The organism is Pseudacidovorax sp. 1753 (assembly GCF_040544975.1).
In the GTDB taxonomy this organism is placed as follows: Bacteria; Pseudomonadota; Gammaproteobacteria; order Burkholderiales; family Burkholderiaceae_C; genus Xenophilus.
Genome location: NZ_JBEPKY010000023.1, coordinates 24,197 through 41,378, shown reverse-complemented (window position 1 = coordinate 41,378; position 17,182 = coordinate 24,197). Strand labels below are relative to the sequence as shown.

Annotated in this window: 15 protein-coding genes; 2 read left to right on the top strand and 13 right to left on the bottom strand. The window is 71.4% G+C overall.

Annotation, left to right across the window (positions count from 1 at the left end; translation table 11 throughout):
- Nucleotides 1-68: 68 nt before the first annotated feature.
- The 5 genes from ABIC63_RS24315 to ABIC63_RS24295 all read right to left on the bottom strand — a co-directional run bounded on the left by ABIC63_RS24315 (nucleotide 69) and on the right by ABIC63_RS24295 (nucleotide 6,414).
- Entirely contained in the window at nucleotides 69-980 is a 912-nt protein-coding gene (locus tag ABIC63_RS24315; protein WP_354321680.1) for an SEL1-like repeat protein, read from the bottom strand.
- Nucleotides 981-1,084: 104 nt separating this feature from the next.
- Nucleotides 1,085-2,278, bottom strand: a complete 1,194-nt coding sequence (locus ABIC63_RS24310; RefSeq protein ID WP_294377912.1) for a hypothetical protein — start codon at nucleotides 2,276-2,278, stop codon at nucleotides 1,085-1,087.
- Nucleotides 2,279-2,347: 69 nt separating this feature from the next.
- A complete protein-coding gene (locus tag ABIC63_RS24305; protein ID WP_354321679.1) occupies nucleotides 2,348-2,815 on the bottom strand; it encodes a hypothetical protein in 468 nt (155 codons plus the stop codon).
- Complete coding sequence (locus tag ABIC63_RS24300) at nucleotides 2,812-5,970, bottom strand: beta strand repeat-containing protein (RefSeq protein ID WP_354321678.1); 3,159 nt, start codon at nucleotides 5,968-5,970, stop codon at nucleotides 2,812-2,814. Before ABIC63_RS24300 ends, ABIC63_RS24305 begins: the two co-directional genes overlap by 4 nt.
- A gap of 75 nt (nucleotides 5,971-6,045) precedes the next feature.
- The gene (locus ABIC63_RS24295; RefSeq protein WP_017757875.1) at nucleotides 6,046-6,414 is read right to left on the bottom strand and encodes a hypothetical protein; all 369 of its coding nucleotides are present in this window, start codon (nucleotides 6,412-6,414) and stop codon (nucleotides 6,046-6,048) included.
- A 517-nt stretch (nucleotides 6,415-6,931) separates the two neighbouring features.
- On the opposite strand from ABIC63_RS24295, the gene ABIC63_RS24290 reads away from it, so the two are divergent.
- A complete protein-coding gene (locus ABIC63_RS24290) occupies nucleotides 6,932-7,522 on the top strand; it encodes a hypothetical protein (RefSeq protein WP_354321677.1) in 591 nt (196 codons plus the stop codon).
- Here the strand turns inward: ABIC63_RS24290 and ABIC63_RS24285 are convergent.
- The 6 genes from ABIC63_RS24285 to ABIC63_RS24260 all read right to left on the bottom strand — a co-directional run bounded on the left by ABIC63_RS24285 (nucleotide 7,503) and on the right by ABIC63_RS24260 (nucleotide 14,254).
- Entirely contained in the window at nucleotides 7,503-7,748 is a 246-nt protein-coding gene (locus ABIC63_RS24285) for a cysteine-rich CWC family protein (RefSeq protein ID WP_354321676.1), read from the bottom strand. The two genes, ABIC63_RS24290 and ABIC63_RS24285, sit on opposite strands and share 20 nt — an antisense overlap.
- Before the next feature lie 197 nt (nucleotides 7,749-7,945).
- Complete coding sequence (locus ABIC63_RS24280) at nucleotides 7,946-8,965, bottom strand: serine/threonine protein kinase (RefSeq protein WP_354321675.1); 1,020 nt, start codon at nucleotides 8,963-8,965, stop codon at nucleotides 7,946-7,948.
- Between the two features lie 145 nt (nucleotides 8,966-9,110).
- The gene (locus tag ABIC63_RS24275) at nucleotides 9,111-10,226 is read right to left on the bottom strand and encodes a DUF2855 family protein (RefSeq protein WP_354321674.1); all 1,116 of its coding nucleotides are present in this window, start codon (nucleotides 10,224-10,226) and stop codon (nucleotides 9,111-9,113) included.
- Nucleotides 10,227-10,359: 133 nt separating this feature from the next.
- Nucleotides 10,360-11,490 carry a CaiB/BaiF CoA transferase family protein gene (locus ABIC63_RS24270; RefSeq protein ID WP_354321673.1) on the bottom strand — a complete coding sequence of 377 codons (1,131 nt, stop codon included), beginning with the start codon at nucleotides 11,488-11,490 and terminating at the stop codon, nucleotides 10,360-10,362.
- A gap of 16 nt (nucleotides 11,491-11,506) precedes the next feature.
- On the bottom strand, nucleotides 11,507-12,493 hold the full coding sequence (locus ABIC63_RS24265) for a Bug family tripartite tricarboxylate transporter substrate binding protein (protein ID WP_294377942.1): 987 nt from the start codon (nucleotides 12,491-12,493) through the stop codon (nucleotides 11,507-11,509).
- A gap of 36 nt (nucleotides 12,494-12,529) precedes the next feature.
- On the bottom strand, nucleotides 12,530-14,254 hold the full coding sequence (locus ABIC63_RS24260; protein ID WP_294377945.1) for an acyl-CoA dehydrogenase family protein: 1,725 nt from the start codon (nucleotides 14,252-14,254) through the stop codon (nucleotides 12,530-12,532).
- A 123-nt stretch (nucleotides 14,255-14,377) separates the two neighbouring features.
- Here ABIC63_RS24260 and ABIC63_RS24255 point away from each other — a divergent pair, with 123 nt between their 5' ends.
- Nucleotides 14,378-15,262 (top strand): LysR family transcriptional regulator, encoded by an 885-nt coding sequence (locus tag ABIC63_RS24255; protein ID WP_294377951.1) that lies wholly within the window; start codon nucleotides 14,378-14,380, stop codon nucleotides 15,260-15,262.
- A gap of 24 nt (nucleotides 15,263-15,286) precedes the next feature.
- On the opposite strand, the gene ABIC63_RS24250 is transcribed toward ABIC63_RS24255, so the two are convergent.
- Both ABIC63_RS24250 and ABIC63_RS24245 read right to left on the bottom strand, forming a co-directional pair.
- Nucleotides 15,287-16,264 (bottom strand): alpha/beta hydrolase family protein, encoded by a 978-nt coding sequence (locus ABIC63_RS24250; protein ID WP_294377953.1) that lies wholly within the window; start codon nucleotides 16,262-16,264, stop codon nucleotides 15,287-15,289.
- Nucleotides 16,261-17,148, bottom strand: coding sequence for an AraC family transcriptional regulator (locus ABIC63_RS24245; protein WP_294377957.1), 888 nt, complete (start codon nucleotides 17,146-17,148; stop codon nucleotides 16,261-16,263). The genes ABIC63_RS24250 and ABIC63_RS24245 overlap by 4 nt, the downstream gene beginning before the upstream one ends.
- Nucleotides 17,149-17,182 lie beyond the last annotated feature (34 nt).

Sequence of the window (17,182 nt, the reverse complement as noted above, 5' to 3'; positions counted from 1 at the left end):
GGAAGGTCTCTGGGTCATGGCGAAGGTCTCGTCACGGTGGATGCGGAGGGGCGGCCGGGGCCCGACGCTCAGCGCGATGGCGATGGCGATGGCGATGGCGTCGCCTGCAGCGCCTCCTGTCCAGGAAAGCCGCCGAGCGGCGAACGTGCAGGGGCGGGCGCTGGCGCGGGCGACGGCGGCTGCGCGGTGGCCTCGGCGGCTCGCAGGGCGCCCAGGCCGGGCGGGCCGGAGAGCTTGGGCCCCGCCGGCCCCAGCGCGGCCGCTGGCGGCGGCGATGCCATGCCCGGTACGGCAGGCGCGCCGGATGCAGCCGCGCCAGGCGCCTGCCGCATCTGCGCTTCCAGTTCGCTGGCGAAGCGGTCGGCCAGCGCCGTCTCCTCCGCCGCCATCTCCTGGCCCAGGCTGTTGATGGTCTCGGCGGCGCCCTGGGCGTTCTGGCTGCCGGGCAGCGCCAGGCGCTGCGCCAGGCGGGCGTAGCCCAGGGCCTTGATGTTGTCCTTGGGCACGCCCTGGCCGTTGCGGTAGAGGTCCGACAGTCGCTGCATGGCCCGCGGATCGCCGCGCACCGCGCCCAGCAGGTACCAGCGGTAGGCCTGGCCGATGTCGGAGATGCCGCTGCGGTTGCTCTGGTAGGCATCGCCCAGCAGGGTGAGCAGGGCGGGGTTCTGGGTGCGCAGCGCGTCTTCCTTGAGGCGCGAGATCTCGCTGCCGTAGAGCGGGCCCTGACAGCCGGGGTTGACCATGCCGCGCTCGATGGCCTGCTGGCACGATTCGACGAAACGCGCGCCCGCCTCGGCGGCGGCAGAGGGCGTCGTGTTGGCGCCTGCGGGCGTGACCGGTGTGGCCGCCGCCGAGCCGCTGACGACCGCGCCTGCGGCACCGCTGCTCACGGCTGCGCCATTGCTCACGTTGGCGCCCGGGTTGCCGATCACGGTCTGCGCGCGCACGGCAGGCGCGCCGAGCGCGGCCGTCGTGGCCATGGCCGCCAGCAGCAGTGGGGCCGCCAGCGCACTCGCCCTGGCAGATGGCGCCGGCGCCGGGGTGGCACCGCGGCCAACGCCGCAAGAAGAAGCCCGGCGCAGCCTCATGCGCCCGTCCTCGCCGGCGCGGCCGCCGCGGGCGGCACCGTGCCGGCGGCCGGCACCGCCGTGGCGGGCGCGGCCAGCTGGCCGTCCCACGGCATGGGCACGCCGAAGAACAGCGGCTCGAAGCCCTGCCAGCTCAGCACGTCCACCGTGTCGCCCAGCTGTGGATAGCGGCTCGAATACACGCGCCGCAGCGCCTCCTGCGTGGGCGCGTCCAGCTGCTGGTTGATGGCCACGTTCTCGCCGTACTTGCGCAGCGTCACCTGAATCAGGCCGATCTTGACTTGCGGCGTGAGCGCCTCGAAAGACTTGCGCATGTTGTCCACCACCACCGGGTCGGGCGTGCCGCCGGGAATGCAGCGCCAGTAGGGCGTGTTGGTGGCCTTGCCCATCAGCTCCAGCACGCTCAGGTCGACCAGCGTGCGGATGGCCGAGTGCCGGCCCTGCAGGTACTTGCCCTCGAGCTTGAAGCCGAAGGCATCGCCGTAGAAGCCCAGGCTGGCGTTGTCCTCCGAGCTGAAGTTCAGCACCTTGATCACGTTCGAGGCCTGCACGCGCGGCACCATCTGCTGGGTGCTGAAGCTCACCAGGTTCAGGTCCAGCGCCAGGGCCGAGAGGATGGCGGTGCGCTTGAAGTCGGCGCCGATGTTGGTCTCGCCCTTGCCCTTGCCGAAGTCCACGCTGGCCGAGTTGGAGCGGCCAGCGCCCGACAGCGCGCGGTCGAATTCGGTCAGTGCGCCGGTGATCAGGAAGTCCGGCATGGTCACGCCGAAGCGCGCGCCCAGCTGGGCCTGCGAGATCAGGTAGTCGGGGTGGTAGGGCACGTAGACGATGCGCGCACCGATGCGGTTGACGGCCGTGCGGACCATCTCGGTGATGTCGCCCGGGATCTCCGAACCCACCAGCGGGTTGGAGAGGTTGGTCGCATCGAGGATGTTGCGCGTCTGCATGTAGACCACCGGGTCGCCGTCCTTGTAGACGTCGAGCATGGTGCCGAAGCGCGTGAGCGCGGCGGCGTACTGGCTCAGGTTGGCGGTGGGCAGGGACTTGGCGGCCTCGCGCTCGGCGAGCAGCTGGTCGGCGTCCTTGAGGGCGTTCTCCGTGGTGGCGCAGCCGGCTACCAGGGCGGCGGCGGCAGCGAGGGTGGCTAGGCGGGCGCTGATCCGGGCGCCGCGGGCGAGTGCGAAGGTCATGTGAGCAGAGGCGTTGTTGTTATCGGTACGCGGTGTACGGCCCGCGCGGGCCGGGGCGGTGGTGCTGCGTCAGCGGCCGTTGTTGAGCACGGTGATGTTCTCCACCCCCTTGCCGTCGACGAACAGCGTCACGTTGCCGCTCACGTTGCCCTGGATCGTTGGGCTCGCGATGCGCAGCTGGCCGTCGGCCCCTTGCTGGACGTTGCTGTAGTCGGTGCGGATCACCAGGTTGGTCTGGTTGGCCGGCAGCTTGAGCGTGCCGTCGGGCTGCACCAGCGCCTGCTGGTCCACCACCTTGTTCTGCTCCAGCGCCCGGGCCACCCGGGCGCGGGCCGTGACGCCGGGCGTGACGCCGTCGATCAGCTTCACGCCCGCGTCCTTGTTGTCCCTGTAGTTGCCCAGTTGCTCGCTGTAGTTGACGAGCTGGGCCTGCGCTGCGCCGGCCAGCAGAAGGGCGGTGGCGGCGGCGGCGACAAGGGACCACTGTGGTGTGCGTGTGTGCATGATGAAGAAGGTCTCCAGAGTGGGTTGAATCACATGTTGAGCACCGTCACCGCGGGGCCGACGGTCACGCTGCGGTTGACCACGCCGGTGGAGGGCAGGGTGATGGTCTTGCCGACGCTGGCGGCCCAGGGCGCGCCGCCGGTCACGCCGGCCGCGCCCGCCAGCGCGCCGTAGTTGCGCACGCTGGCGGTGGTGGTGCCCATGCCGGCGCGGGCGTTGTTGCCCACGATGGTCACGCTGCCGGTGATGCTGCCGCGGTTGATGACCGAGTTGGCCGTGCCGCCCATGCCCGCCGACCCCTGGTTGCCCGCGATGGTCACCTTGCCGGACATGGTGCCCGTGTTGACCAGCGAGTTGACCGTGCCGCCGTTGGACGCCGTGCCGCGGTTGCCCACGATGGCCACTGCGCCACTCAGGTTGCCGCGGTTGACCACGCTGTTGACCACGCCGCCGCCACTGGCCGTGCCCTGGTTGCCGAGGATGGTGATGTTGGCGGCCAGGTTGCCGGTGTTGCGCACGCTGTTGGCCAGGCTGCCGTTGCCGCGCGCGCTGCCCGTGTTGCCGGCGATGTGCACATTGCCCGTGGCCCGGCCGCTGTTGACGAAGGAATTGACGGTGCCGCCGTCCTGCGCGCTGCCCTGGTTGCCCAGGATGGTGATCTGTCCGCCGGCCAGCGTGCCGCTGTTGTCCACGCTGTTGGCCGTGCCCTTGCGCGCCACCTGGCCCTGGTTGCCGCTGATCGTCACGCGGCTGCCGGCCATGCTGCCGCGGTTGCGCACCGTGTTGGCGATGGCGTCGCCCCCGTCGGCCTGCACCGTCGCGCGGTTGCCGTCGATGCCGATCTGCGCACCGCTGATGCGGCCTTCGTTGACCAGGCTGTTGGCGGCGGCCACATGGCCATCCTTGGCCTGCACGCCCTGCGCCTGGTTGCCCCGTAGGCTGACGCTGCTGCCTTGCAGTGTCGAGTTCCCGTCCAGCAGCACGCTGTTGGCCAGCGCCACGGCCTGGTCGCCGCGCACCTGGCCGGCCAGGTTGTCGGCCAACGCCAGGCTGCTGCCGCGCAACTGGCCCAGCACCTGCACCGCGTTGGCATAAGCCTGGCCCACGCCGCCGCTGACGGCCTTGCCGAACAGCGTGCCTTGCTCGCCGCTGCTGCGCACGTCGCTGGCCTGGTTGCCGGTCAGCGTGACCGGGCTGGCCTGCACGTCGCCCTGGCCGTTGACGGCCAGCGCGTTGGCATTCACCCGGCCGCCATCGGCCTGCAATTGGCGGGCCGTGTTGCCGCGCACCGTCAGCGGCGACGAGGCCAGCCGTGCGCCGCCCTCGCCTTCGAGGTACAGGCCGTTGGCGACCAGGATGCCGTTCTTCGCCGAGCCGGCGCCCATGGCCTGGCCCGAGCCGCCGCCCGCCGTCACGTCGCTGGCCTGGTTGTCGGCCAGCGTCACCGGGCTGCCCGAGAGCTGCGAGTCCCGGTACACGCCCAGGGCGTTGACCAGCGCCGTGCCGCCCGGCGCCCTCACGTTGGACGCGCGGTTGCCCGTCACCTGCAGGGTGGAGCCGCCGTCGGCGCGCGCGTTCTGGTGCAGCACCACGGCGTTGACGGCCGCGCGTGCGTTCTGGTCGGTCGAGGCCAGCCCGCCCGCAACGCCGCCCGAGGCGGCGCCGGTGGCGATCTGGCGGGCACTGTTGTCCTGCACCGTGGTGCGGGCCGACAGGCGCGATGCGCCGCCCTCGCCCTTTTCCACGCTCACGGCATTGGCCACCAGCTTGCCGCCGCGCGACGACAGGCCCGAGGCCTGATTGCCGAGGATGTCCACCCGGCCCGCGTCCACCTCGGAGCCCAGCACGCCCAGGCTGTTGACCAGCGCCATGGCGTTCTGCTCGCCCGAGGCGATCAGGCCGCCGGCCGCGCTGCCCTGGAAGCCGGTGGTGGCGACGTTGTCGGCCTTGTTGTCCTGGATGACCACGCTGGTCGCGCGCGTCGTGGCCTTGTCCAGCCACACGCTGTTGGCCACGGCCGCGCCGCCGTTGGCGCGCACGCCGTCGGCCACGTTGCCGCTCACCTGGTGCCGGGTGCTGCCCTCGACGCTGCCGCCCTGCACCGAGATGCTGTTGGCCAGCGCCACCGCGGCCATCTGCACATCGGCCAGCGCGCCCCCCAGCACCGAGCCACTGCCGCCGTCGGCACCGACGCGGCTCGCTCGGTTGTTGGCGATCTGCGCGCTGTACTGACGCAGCGCGGCGCCCTGGTAGTCGGCCAGGTTCAGGCTGTTGGCCAGGGCGCTGCCGCCGGTGGCCGTGATCGATTCGGCCTGGTTGCCCTGCTGCAGCAGCCGCGCACCTTCGAGCCGGCTGTTGGCGGCCGTTAGCGCGTTGGCCGCGGCCACACCGCTCAACTGCGCCGAGGCGATCGCGCCCCAGCCCACGCTGGCGCTGCCGCCACCGGCGCGCACGTCGCGGGCGCGGTTGTCCGTCTGGGTGATCTGCAGGTCGTCCACCGGCGTGCGCGCCAGCGTGCTGCCGTTGGCAATGGCCGCGCCGCCGAGCGAGGCCACGCCCTCCGCACGGTTGCCCGTGACGTCGGCGCGCAGGCGGCGCAGATCGCTTTCGTCGGCCAGCAGGCCGTTGGCGGTGGCGCGCCCGGGCAGCTGCAGCGAGCCGGCACCGAGTGCCACCGACGCCTTGGCGCCGTGGGCCTCGATGCGGCTCGCCTGGTTGTTCTGGATCTGGATGCGGCTGTCGGCCAGCGGCCGGCGGCCCTGGCCGCCCGAGAGCAGCACGCTGTTGGCCGAGGCCGCGCCGCCGATGGCACGCACAAAGCCGCTGACCTGGTTCTGCAGCACCGACACCTGCGTATTGCGTGTGTCGAGCGCCGACAGGCCGATCATGTTGGCCTGCGAGGTGGCGATGAGTTCGGCCGAGCCGGCGATGCCGGCGCCCGCGGTCGCCTTGCCGCCGCCGGCCATCACTTCGCCGCTGGCGCGGTTGCCCGTGTTGCGGGCGCTGCTGCCGCCTTCCAGCGTGGAGCCGGGGCGCTCGGTGATCCAGCCGAGGCCATGCAGCACGCTCTCCTGCGCCTGCACGCCGGTCGTCGCCAGGCCGGCCAGGCCGCCGCACACGAGGGCGAGGGCATGGACGAGGGCGGTGTTCTTCTTTCTCGGGGCCTGGGGCACGGGCACGGTCTCCATCCGGTGTCCGGGACGGCGGGCGGATCAGCCCTCCCGCCCGGCGGCCGTCCCGGCACACCGAGCGAGGGCCTCCGCTCAGTTGATGTTGACGGAGTTGACGTTGGCGGTGCCGCCGATGGCCTTGATGGTGTCGGCCTCGTTGCCGCTCACCGTGATCTCGCTGTTGCGCACCTTGGAGCCGGTGATGTTGACGGAGTTGACGTTCGCCATGCCGGTCATGCTGACGTTGGCACCGACCTTCATCACGCCGGCCTCGCCGCCGCCGGCCAGCACGTCGCGGGCCTTGTTGCCGCTGACGGTGATGCGGCTGTTGGTGATCTCGGAACCTGTCGATCCGCTGGCCTTGCCCACGCCCGGGATGGTGACGGCGCCGCTCTGCGCAAAGGCGGGGGCGCACAGACCGGCCATGAGGGCGACGGCACCGGCTGCAACGAATTTCTTCATGGAAAGGACTCCTGTTGGATGCGATGAGAGATGGGTTGAAGCGCGGTCCGCTGGGGACCACGGACCGCAATCTATCGGCGTCCCGGATGTCGCTTTGACATAGATGTAAGTCGCTGTGTTGCTCACATTTTTTTGCGTTTGCTTCCAAATCCCGCGCCGGAGTGTGAAGAATTTCGTGGTCTGGACCCCGTAGGCCAAGACGCATGGGAGGCGTCGTCCTCAGCTCCCGCCGGGTCAGGTTGTGCACCAAAGTGGTCAGTTTTCGGGGCCGGCGAAGGGGTGGCGAGCCTTAACGGAAGCTGAAGGGTGTTGTCAAACCCGAAGTCGTGCCGCTGAAACGAATTCGAGGTCAGGCTGGACACAGTTTGGAAACAGGCGTTCACAAACCCGGCATGGCCGTAACCGTCCGTCGGCCTTCTCTGGCGTGCGCCGGTCGATCCGGCCCGCACACTGCGGCCGTGTTCCATTGACCTTCAGACCAATGCTTTTGAGAACAACGAGGCCCCGACGCCTTCCGGTGGCGCTGGCCGCCGTGTTGGCCGGTGCAGTGCTGCTCCAAGGATGCGAGCGCAATGCGGCCGGCGGCGACATCCGCTACCCCGACGACGCCGCCATCGCCCAGGCCCTGCGCCAGAACTTCGGCGAGGACCCGGACAACGCCAAGGCCCGCGAACTGATCCAGACCCTGGGCGGGGCAGAGGGCCAGCTCGACTACCAGGTGCGCCGGGTGATCTGGCGCCAGGGCAGCTTCGAGGTGCATTACGACGCGAGCCTGCGCATGGCCCAGGGTGGCGAGCAGAGCCTGCAGCGTCTGTACGCCACCATGATCCCCAAGGAGGAAGCCGCCAAACTGCCCGACCAGAGCCTCAAGGCCCAGGAGGACTGGCTCAACGCCCAGGCCGACGCGCTGGCGCGCAGCGATGCCGCGCAGGGCCAAGCGCTCAAGGCCAGCCTGGAGAACCTGGGCCGCTGCTACCGCCAGGCCAAGGCGGGCGACACCGTGCCGCTGATGGAAGGCCTGCATGCGCTGCTGTCGCCCGCGCGCGAAGGCCTGTATGCGGAGCGCCTGCAGGCGCCCGGCGTGCAGCTCAAGTGCCTGCCGCTTTGACCGTCGAGCTTGGTGCTGGGCATGCCTGAGCCACGCAGTTCCTGCAGATGCAGGCCAGCCCCTGCGCTTCTGCCGGCACCCGGGCCCGCAGCGCAGCCGGAATGGCTACCGTCATGCACCAGCAGTCGGTGCATGGCTCCCCGCTGCAGCGGGCCGCCTCGGCGCCGCAGGCATTGGGCTGGCCGCACAAGGGGCAGAGGTCGGGGGGCGTCGCGGCGTGCGGCACGTCAGCTCTCGACCACGCTGCGCGCCGCCCGCATCGGATGACATAGGCGCGACAGCAAAGATCGAAGGGCCGCGGAGCAGGCCACGCCAGGGCACCCGCGGAACTGGCTCGGCCAGGCCGCTGGGTGCGCCCCCCTCCAAGCCGAAGGCGCAAGTGAGGGGGGAGCCGCGAAGCGGCATGGGGGGTGCTTCTTCACTTCACGCATAGAGGGGGTCCTCGGCCATCGCCTCGCACTGGTCCTGCAGCATCTGGATCTGGCCCTTCCAGTAGTCGCTGCTGCCGAACCAGGGGAAGTTGATTGGGAAGATCGGGTCCTGCCAGCGGCGGGCCAGCCAGGCGCTGTAGTGCAGCAGGCGCAGGGTGCGCAGCGGCTCGATCAGCGCCAGTTCGCGGCGGTCGAATTCGCGCATCTGCTCGTAGCCGTCGAGCAGGCCCGACAGCTGCGCGGTGCGCTGTGCGCGGTCCCCGGAGAGCAGCATCCACAGGTCCTGCACGGCCAGGCCGGTGCGGGCGTCGTCCAGGTCGACGAAGTGCGGGCCGCCGCCGGGCCGGTCCGTGGGCGTCCAGAGGATGTTGCCGGGGTGGCAGTCGCCATGCACGCGCAGCCAGCGCAGCTCGCCCGCCGGCTTCGTCGTGTCCAGGGCGGTGGCGCCGATCATCGCCAGCGCCTCGTTGCAAGCGGCTTCCCATTCCTTCTGCACGTCCAGCGGAATCATCTCGTGCGCCAGCAACCAGTCGCGCGAGGCGGTGCCGAAGCTCGCCATGTCCAGCGCGGGCCGCTCGGCAAAGGCCTTCTTGCGGCCCACGGCGTGGATGCGCGCCAGGAAGCGGCCCACCCATTCCAGCACCTCGAAGTCGTCCAGCTCGGGCGCGCGTCCGCCGCGCGAGGGACTCACTGCGAAGGCGAAGCCGCCGTGGTGGTGCAGCGTGCGGCCTTCGAGCGCCAGCGGCGCGACCACGGGGATGTCGTCCGCGGCCAGCTCGGTGGCGAAGTCGTGCTCCTCCTGGATCTGCGCATCGCTCCAGCGGCCGGGCCGGTAGAACTTGACGACCACGTTCGAGCGGTCTTCCAGGCCCACCTGGTAGACGCGGTTCTCGTAGGAGTTGAGCGTCAGCAGCCGGCCGTCGCCATACAGGCCGACGCTGGCCAGCGCATCGAGCACCGCGTCGGGCGTGAGGGATTCGTAGGGATGGGCCGCGGCCGAGATGTCAGACATCGGGGCATTGTCGGCGTCGGGGGAGGCGGCTGCATCAGCCTTGTGCCGGCCGAGCCGCGAAGCAGGCAGCGTGGGCGCGCCGCCCAGGCCCTTGCGGCGCGAACTCCGCGTGTGACCGGCTGCGGCCCGCTTCGTTCGGTGATGCTCAGGGCGCGAGCGACACCACATGCGCCGCATGCGGATCGCCGCGGCCGTGCATCACCGTGGGCCACAGCGCCTGCAGCGCCGCGCTGCCACGGTGCTGCTCGACCCGCAGCCAGGGTGCATCGGCCTGCGTGGCGCGGCCGGTGAAGGCCTGCCAGCCCTGCGCCAGCTTCTGGCCAAAGGCCTCGGCGCCCCACTCGCCGGTGCGCTTCCTGATCTGTGTCGGCGCGAAGAAGAAGGTGGCGCGGGGCCCGGGCAACGTCTTGGCGCTGCCCTCGGGCGCGCGCTGGTCCACATGCGTGTTGCCGATCACCATGCTGTAGCGCAGCTGCCCGAAGCGTTCGTGGATGGCGCGGCGCAGCTCGCCGTTGCCGGCAAAGTCCACGTAGACGCAGGGCACGTCGGCGGCGATGCGGTCCAGCTCGCCGTAGGCCAGCACCTCGTCGTAGCAGCCCAGGCCCTCGCAGAAGGCGCGGTTGCCCTCGGAGGTGAGACCGACCACGCGCACGTCGGGCCGCTGCGCGAGCTGGAAGGCGGTGCCGTAGGCCGTCTTGCTCGACGCGCTGGAGAGCAGCACCGTGGCCCGGCCGCCATCGGCCGCGCCGAAGAAGGCGTTGTCTCCCAGAAAGTCGTCGATCAGCCACGAGGTGATGAACAGCGGCCGCAGCAGCGCCTGGATGTCCTCCGTGTCGGCGGTGTAGAGCGGATCGCTGGCGCAGCGGAAGTACTGGTTGTAGACCGCCGGCAGCTCGGCCCGGTGCGCCGCCATGTCGGTGAAGCGCTCCGGCGACAGCCGTCCGGGCGTCAGCACGACCTTGGATGCCGTGGGAAAGAAGCCGTACACCCGCTCGCCCACCGCCACGCCGGGATGCGTGGACTGCAGCACCCGCGCAAAGCCCCACACCGGCACGAAGCGCCAGGCCTCGTCACCGGTGGGAAAGAAGCGCCAGTAGCCCATCCCGTCGCCGAAGGCGGCATAGGTGACGTTGTTGGCCGTCAGCGCGAAGCGGTCGATGCCCAGGCGCACCTGGCCGGGTTCGAGCGGGGTGTCCTCGCGCTCGCGCAGGTGCGTCTGGCCGAGCTCGATGGGATGGACGAGGAAGTCGGTGGTGGGCATGGGGCAGGTCCGTGGCGAGGGACTGCGCACCTTAGCGGCTGCACGGCTGGTCCGCGATGGGACAAGCGTGAACGTCGTCGCCTGGGTGACGCAGCTGCGGCGGGCGTGCGCCGCCAATGCCCGCGCGAAGGATTCAGTCCCGCGGCGCGAACCGGTCGCCCGGCGTCAGCGGCACATGCCGGTAGCTCGCCGGCGTACGGTCCAGCTTGATGGGCGAGCCCAGCCCGCGCCAGCCGCCTTCCATCTCCACCACCATGCCGCGGTGCGCCGTGTGCGGATGCCGGAGCGCGGCTTCCACATCCAGCACCGGGGCGGCGGGCACGCCAGCGGCCATCAGGTCCTCGACCAACGCACGGCCGTCCAGGGCGGCCATCTGCGCCTCCAGCGCCGCCTTGAGCGCATCGCGGTTCGCCGAGCGGGCGCCGGCGGTGGCGTAGTCGGCGTGGGTGGCAAGGTCGGGCATCCCGATCACGCGGCAGAAGGCGGCGAACTGCCGGTCGTTGCCCACGGCCACGAACACCGGGTCGGTGCCCGTGCGCAGCGCGTCGTAGGGGTAGATGTTGGGATGCGCATTGCCGGTGCGTTTGGGCGCGCGCCCGTCCATGAACCAGTTGGCCGCATGCGGGTGCAGCAGTGCCAGGCCGCTGTCGTACAGCGCCGCCTCCACCAACTGGCCGCGGCCGCTGCGTTCGCGCTCCTGCAAGGCCATCAGCACGCCCAGCGCGGCATTCATGCCGGTCACCATGTCCACCACCGGCAGGCCCACGCGCAGCGGGCCGCCGTCGGCCTCGCCGTTGATGCTCATGATGCCGGTCATGGCCTGCACCGCGGCGTCGTAGCCGGGCAGCGCGCCCAGCGGGCCGTCGCTGCCGAAGCCGGTGACGCGGCACCACACCAGGCGTGGAAAGCGCTGAGACAGTTCGGCCTGGCCGATGCCCCAGCGCTCCATGGTGCCGGTCTTGAAGTTCTCGATCAGCACGTCGGCCTCGGCGACCAGGGCCAGCATCCGCTCCCGATCCTCGGCCGTGGTCAGGTCCAGGTGCTGGATGCGCTTGTTGCGGTTGAGGCCGTGGTAGTACGAGGCCACGCCGTCGCGAAAGGGCGGGCCCCAGGTGCGGGTGTCGTCGCCGCCGGGCGGCTCGACCTTGAGCACATCGGCGCCATGGTCGCCCAGGATCTGGCCGCAGTAGGGGCCGCCCAGGATGCGCGACAGGTCGAGCACGCGGATGCCGGCCAGCGCGCCGGCTTGGGAAGGCAGATGCATAGGAGCGCGCGATGCCTCAGTCGAGTTGCGCGCCGGACTGCGCGACCACGCCCTTCCACTTGGCCGTCTCCGTGGCGATGAAGCGGGCCAGTTGCTGCGGCGAGGTATCGGGCGCGGGCTCCAGGCCCTGCGTGTCGAAGGACTGCTTGACCTTGGGCGAGGCCAGCACCTCCGCGAACTGCCGGTTGAGCAGCGCGATGCGATCGGCCGGCGTGCCGGCCGGCGCCACGATGCCGAAGAACACGCTGACGTCGTAGCCCTTGTAGCCCTGCTCGGCGATGGTCGGCACCTCGGGCAGCGCCCGCGAGCGGCTGGCCGTGGCCACACCCAGCGCGCGCAGCTTGCCGGCCTTGATGTAGGGCAGGGCGGTGAGGATGTCGGTGAAGGTCATGCTCACCTGCCCGCCCAGCAGGTCGTTGAGGGCCGGACCGGTGCCCTTGTAGGGCACATGCAGGATCTCGGTGCCCGCCATGCTGTTGAACAGCACGCCCGCCAGGTGCGACGAGGCGCCGTTGCCCGACGAGGCATAGCTCAGCTTGTTGGGGTTGGCCTTGGCATAGGCGACCAGCTCCTTCACGTCCTTGGCGGGCAGTGCGGGGTTGACCACCAGGATGTTGGGCAGGTGCCCCACTTGGATGACGGGCGCGAAGCTCTTGGTGGGGTCGTAGCCGATTTTCCGGTACAGGCTCACGTTGATGGCCAGCGGGCCCGAGGTGCCGAACATCAGCGTGTGGCCATCGGCCTCGGCCCGCGCCACATATTCGGCGCCGATGTTGCCGCCGGCGCCGGCGCGGTTCTCCACCACCATGGGCTGGCCCAGGCGGGTGCTCATCTCGGCAGCCAGCGTGCGGGCCATGGCGTCGGTCGGGCCGCCGGGCGGAAAAGGCACGACGAGCATCACGGGCTTGGACGGAAAGGGCGCCTGCGCGAAGGCGCGTGGCAGGAAGGCGGCGGCGGTGGCAGCCAGCGCGAAGTGGCGGCGGCGAACAAGGGTTGCGGTCATGGGTGTCTCCGTGTCGTTGTGGGTGTCGGTTGCACGTCAGGCGGGTATCTGCAGGTCCGCGGCGGGCGCCGTGGCCGGCGTCGTCTGCCAGTGGGCAGGCAGTGCATCGGCAGCCAGCGGGTCGCGCGGCAGCACGCGGTGCAGCAGCGCCAGCTGCGCCCAGCGCAGCCGGTCTGCCGAGCCGGTGCGCACCGACTCCCAGGCCATGGCGGTGGCACTGGTGCAGTGGTAGAGGGCCGAGGCCGCCTGCCGTGCCAGCACGTCGCCACCGTCCTGGGTGGCGGTCTCGGCGAGCGCGCAGGCGCGGTCCATGGCCTGGCGCAGCGCCTGCACGAAGGCGGGCGCAAGCGCGTGCCCGGCCTCGGCCAGCAATCCGGCGACATGCGCGCGCAGCACCGGCAGCGAGCCTTCGCGGCGGATGGCGCGCAGCACGTCCAGCGCCACGATGTTGCTCGTGCCTTCCCAGATCGAGCCCAGGTGCGCGTCGCGCACCAGGCGCGGATCGCTCCATTCCTCGATGTAGCCGCAGCCACCGCGCACCTCCATGGCGTCGCCGGTGACCTTGCGCGCGTCGCGGCAGGCGCGGAACTTGATGAGCGGCGTGAGGATGCGCAGCAACGCGTAGGCCTGCGCATCGCCGCCGTCCGAGCGCTCGAGCGTGCGCGCGGTCTGGAACACCATCGTGCGGGCCTGCTCGGCCGGCACGCGCAGCTTGTCGAGCTGGCGCTGCATCAGCGGCATCTGCGCCAGCGTGCGGCCGAAGGCGCGGCGCTCGCGGGCGATGAACTCGGCCTCGGCCACCGCGCGGCGCATCAGGCCGGCGGCGCGCACGCCGTTGGACAGGCGCGAGTTGTTGACCATGTCGGCCATCTGCACGAAGCCGCGGCCGGCCTCGCCCACCAGGTGCGCGATGGCGCCGTCGAGCCGGATCTCGCCGCTGGCCATGGAGCGCGTGCCCAGCTTGTTCTTGAGCCGCACGATGCGGTAGTGGTTGAGCGCGCCGTCCGGCAGCCGCCGCGGCAGCAGAAAGAGCGAGACGCCCTTCATGCCCGCGGGCGCGCCGTCGGCGCGGGCCAGCACCATGGCGAAGTCGGCGTCGGGGTTGGAGCAGAACCACTTGTCGCCCGACAAGCGCCATTGGCCGGCCTCGTCCTGCCAGGCGCGCGTTTCGGTGGCGGCGATGTCGGAGCCGGCGGCCTGTTCGGTCATGAACATGGCGCCTTGGGCCAGTTCGTCGAAGTCCAGCGAGGTGAGCCGCGGCAGGAAGCGCGCCACCAGCTCGGGGCTGCCGAACTTGCGCAGCGTGCGGGTGAGCGAGTCGGTCATCGAGACCGGGCAGCACAGCCCGAACTCGGCCTGCACGAAGAGGAAGGTCAGCGCGTACTTGACCGCGGGCGGCATCTTGCCGCGCCAGCCCAGCGTCTCCTCACGGTGCGACATGGCGCCCAGGCCGAATTCGGCCAGCGCCAGGCGTTCCATCTCCACATAGGCCGGATGCTTGACGATGCGCTGCTCGTCCTGGCCGGTGCGGCTGCGCAGGCTCAGCGTGGGCGGGTTCTGGTCGGCGGTGGCGGCCAGGGTGTCCAGCGGGCCACCGGCCAGGGCGCCCAGCCGGTGAAGGTGCGGCTGCAGGTGCGCGAGCAAGGGCGCGGGCAGGTACAGCGCCAGCAGGCGCTGCAGCTCGACATCGGCGGTGTAGAGGTTCTGGCCGTGGCGGTCGGGAATGGCGGCGGCGGCCGCGGGTGGGCGGGTGTCGGGCATGGCGCGTGTCTCCTGAGGGGGCCGTCGCGGGGCGACCGCGACCAGCCTTTCCCCACATTGTTCGGAGCCGATCCATGCAGGTCTAATATCGTTTGACACATGTTCCATTCGAAGGAGCTATCGATGGACCTGCGACAACTGCGCTATTTCGCCGTGCTGGCCGAAGAACTGCACTTCGGCCGTGCCGCGCAGCGGCTGGCCATCTCGCAGCCCCCACTGTCCGTAGCCATCCGCCAGCTGGAGGCGCGCCTGGGCGCGCGCTTGTTCGAGCGCACCAGCAAGGCCGTGCGCCTGACCCCGGCGGGGCTGGCGCTGCAGGCCTCGGCCGCCCGGCTGCTGGCCCAGGCCGCCGAGGCCGCGCAGGAGGTGCGCGACGTGGCCGAGGGCTCGGCGGGCCGGCTGCGGGTGGGCTTCGTCGGCGCCATGCTCTACCGCGGGCTGCCGCAGGCGCTGCGGCGCTTCCAGGCGGCGCATCCGCGCGTGAAGCTCAGCCTGACCGAACTCAACTCGGCCGAGCAGACGGCGCGCCTGCAGCACGACCAGCTGGACCTGGGCTTCATCCACACCAGCCGCATCCCCGACGAGCTGGCGCAGCGGCTCTTGGTGCGCGAGCCCTTCGTCTGCTGCCTGCCCAGCGGCCATGCGCTGGCACGCCGGCGCGAGGTGGCGCTGTCGGCCCTGCGCGAGCAGACGCTGGTGCTCTTCTCGCGCGAAGCCTCGCCCGACTACCACGGGCGCATCCTGGACCTGTGCGTGGCCGCCGGCTTTGTGCCCCAGGTGCGGCACGAGGTGCGCCACTGGCTGGCCGTGCTGGCGCTGGTCGCCGAAGGCCTGGGCGTGGGGCTGGTGCCGGCGGCCATGCAGCGCGCCGGGCTGCGTGGCGTGGTGTTCCGCCCGCTGGCCGAGGCCTCGGGCCAGTCCGAGGCCCACGCCATCTGGCGCCGTGGCTCACCGCATGTGCATGCGCAGCGCCTGCTGGCGCTGATGGAGGACGGAGCGCCGGGTTGAAGGGTTGCTGGACCGCCGAGACGATCAGCGCGACGCGGGTGCGGCCAGCTGCTGGCGGAAGAAGGCCACGACCGCCGCGTTGAAGCGCTGGTGGAAGGCCGCGCGGTCGAAGCCGGGGCCGTCCTTGCAGATCTCGGGCGCCATGCGCGTGAACGCGGCCGAGCATGGCGCCAGAAAGGCAAAGTGCGCCGCGCCCTCGGCCACCTGCCATTGCGGCGGCGTGGGCAGGCCGTCGCGCACGGCGGTCACGCTCTCGGGCGTCACACCGTCGCCGCCGAATTGCGAGGCCCACAGCTGCACCGGCACGCGCACGTTCTTCAGCCCCGCGGCAGCGAACACGCTCAGCGGATCGACCACCACGGCGGCCCGGATGCGGGCGTCCGGCAAGGGCGGCGGCGGCACGTCGCCGCGGGCCGCCTCCTGGCACAGCGGCACCGTCGATCCGGCCGGGCACAGGTCGCGCCGCAGCGTCCAGTCCGGCTGTGCGCCGATGAGCGCCAGGGCGGTGTAGCCGCCGCGCGAGAAGCCGAAGATGCCGATGCGCTGCGGGTCCAGCGCCGCATGCCCGGGCCAGCGCCCGACCATGTGGTCGACGAGCCGCCGCATGTCCACGGGACGCGTGGCAAAGATGGACAGCCGCGCCTGCCGGCTCAGGTCGCGGAAGTTGTCGCCCGGGTGCGCGATGGCGGCCACGACGAAGCCCGCATCGGCCAGTGCGGCAGCCGTGTCGTGGTGGCCCATGGCTGAGCCGCCCGTGCCGTGCGACACCACGACCAGCGGCAGCCGGTCGCCGGCCACCGGGCAGTCGCGCACGCCTTTCACCACGAGCGGGTCGAGCACGATGTCCGCCGCGGGTGTGGCGCACGGCGACCAGACCGTGCCCTGCAAGGCGGGTCCGTCGGCATCGGCAGGCACATTGATGAACGCGAGGCCGGCCGCTTGGCTGCCGGCGCCGGCCAGGGCAAAGAGGAGGGCGAATAGCGCGGGGCGAAGGGGCTTCATCGGTCGTCGGCGGGGCGGATTGGAATGAGCAGGTCGGTGCGCAGTTGGGCCGGAAGGGCGTTGCGCGGCGAATTCAGGTAATGCTCGAGCGCGGGCCGGTCGTCCGGCTCGTAGCCGCTGGCGGGCAGCCAGCGGGCATACAGGGCGTCGAAGGCGGCGCTGATGCGGGTGTAGGGCCCCGCCAGTCGGTGGCGCGCGTAGAGGCCGGCGGGAATGGTGAGTGCTTGCAGTTCGGCGTGGCAGGACGTGCCGTGCATTCCCGGTGCTGCGGCAGCGTGGTAGATCAGCCCCGCCTGCGGACCAGCCGGGTCGTCGCAAACCATGCCCAGCCAGACGGTGTCGGCGGCCTCGCCCAGCAGCAGGTGCAGCCGCCGCTGGGTGTGCGGAATCATGGCGATGGGCCCTTGGTGGCGCAACGCCAGGACCTGCTGGGCCGGCCACTCGACGATCTGGACGATGCCCGATGGCGCGGGGGCATCCTTCGCTTCTGCCGGACCGTCGGACGGTGCCGCCGCTGTGTTTGCGCCGCGCGCCAGGCGCTGCATCGCCTGCTGGAAGGCGCTGGGCGGCTGGCCGGTGAACTGGCTGAAGGCGCGGGAAAAAGCCTGCGGGCTGTCGTAGCCCGTGGCGAGCGCGATGTCGGTGACGCTCTGAGTGCCTTCCTGCAGCAGGCGGGCCGCCTGCGCCAGCCGCAGCCGCCGCACGGTCGCGGCCACGCTCTCGCCGGTGACGCTGGCATAGATGCGGTGGAAGTGCCAGGGCGAGAAGTGCGCCATGGCCGCCAGTTCGTCCAGGCGATGCTCTGCCATCGGATGCGCCACGATGTGGGCCACCACCCGTGCGACCCGCTCCCTGTATCGCGTCTCTGCGCGGCTGGTTGTCATGCCAGCCAGTGTGCCGGCCCGGCGACGGCGCTGC

What these genes read in the sequence shown, in the direction of transcription:
- ABIC63_RS24295 (WP_017757875.1), bottom strand. Translation starts at nt 6,414, where the DNA reads ATGAAGAAATTCGTTGCAGCCGGTGCCGTCGCCCTCATGGCCGGTCTG.
- ABIC63_RS24270 (WP_354321673.1), bottom strand. Translation starts at nt 11,490, where the DNA reads ATGCATCTGCCTTCCCAAGCCGGCGCGCTGGCCGGCATCCGCGTGCTC.
- ABIC63_RS24250 (WP_294377953.1), bottom strand. Translation starts at nt 16,264, where the DNA reads ATGAAGCCCCTTCGCCCCGCGCTATTCGCCCTCCTCTTTGCCCTGGCC.
- ABIC63_RS24245 (WP_294377957.1), bottom strand. Translation starts at nt 17,148, where the DNA reads ATGACAACCAGCCGCGCAGAGACGCGATACAGGGAGCGGGTCGCACGG.
- ABIC63_RS24280 (WP_354321675.1), bottom strand. Translation starts at nt 8,965, where the DNA reads ATGTCTGACATCTCGGCCGCGGCCCATCCCTACGAATCCCTCACGCCC.
- ABIC63_RS24260 (WP_294377945.1), bottom strand. Translation starts at nt 14,254, where the DNA reads ATGCCCGACACCCGCCCACCCGCGGCCGCCGCCGCCATTCCCGACCGC.
- ABIC63_RS24265 (WP_294377942.1), bottom strand. Translation starts at nt 12,493, where the DNA reads ATGACCGCAACCCTTGTTCGCCGCCGCCACTTCGCGCTGGCTGCCACC.
- ABIC63_RS24255 (WP_294377951.1), top strand. Translation starts at nt 14,378, where the DNA reads ATGGACCTGCGACAACTGCGCTATTTCGCCGTGCTGGCCGAAGAACTG.
- ABIC63_RS24275 (WP_354321674.1), bottom strand. Translation starts at nt 10,226, where the DNA reads ATGCCCACCACCGACTTCCTCGTCCATCCCATCGAGCTCGGCCAGACG.
- ABIC63_RS24300 (WP_354321678.1), bottom strand. Translation starts at nt 5,970, where the DNA reads ATGGAGACCGTGCCCGTGCCCCAGGCCCCGAGAAAGAAGAACACCGCC.
- ABIC63_RS24310 (WP_294377912.1), bottom strand. Translation starts at nt 2,278, where the DNA reads ATGACCTTCGCACTCGCCCGCGGCGCCCGGATCAGCGCCCGCCTAGCC.
- ABIC63_RS24315 (WP_354321680.1), bottom strand. Translation starts at nt 980, where the DNA reads ATGGCCACGACGGCCGCGCTCGGCGCGCCTGCCGTGCGCGCGCAGACC.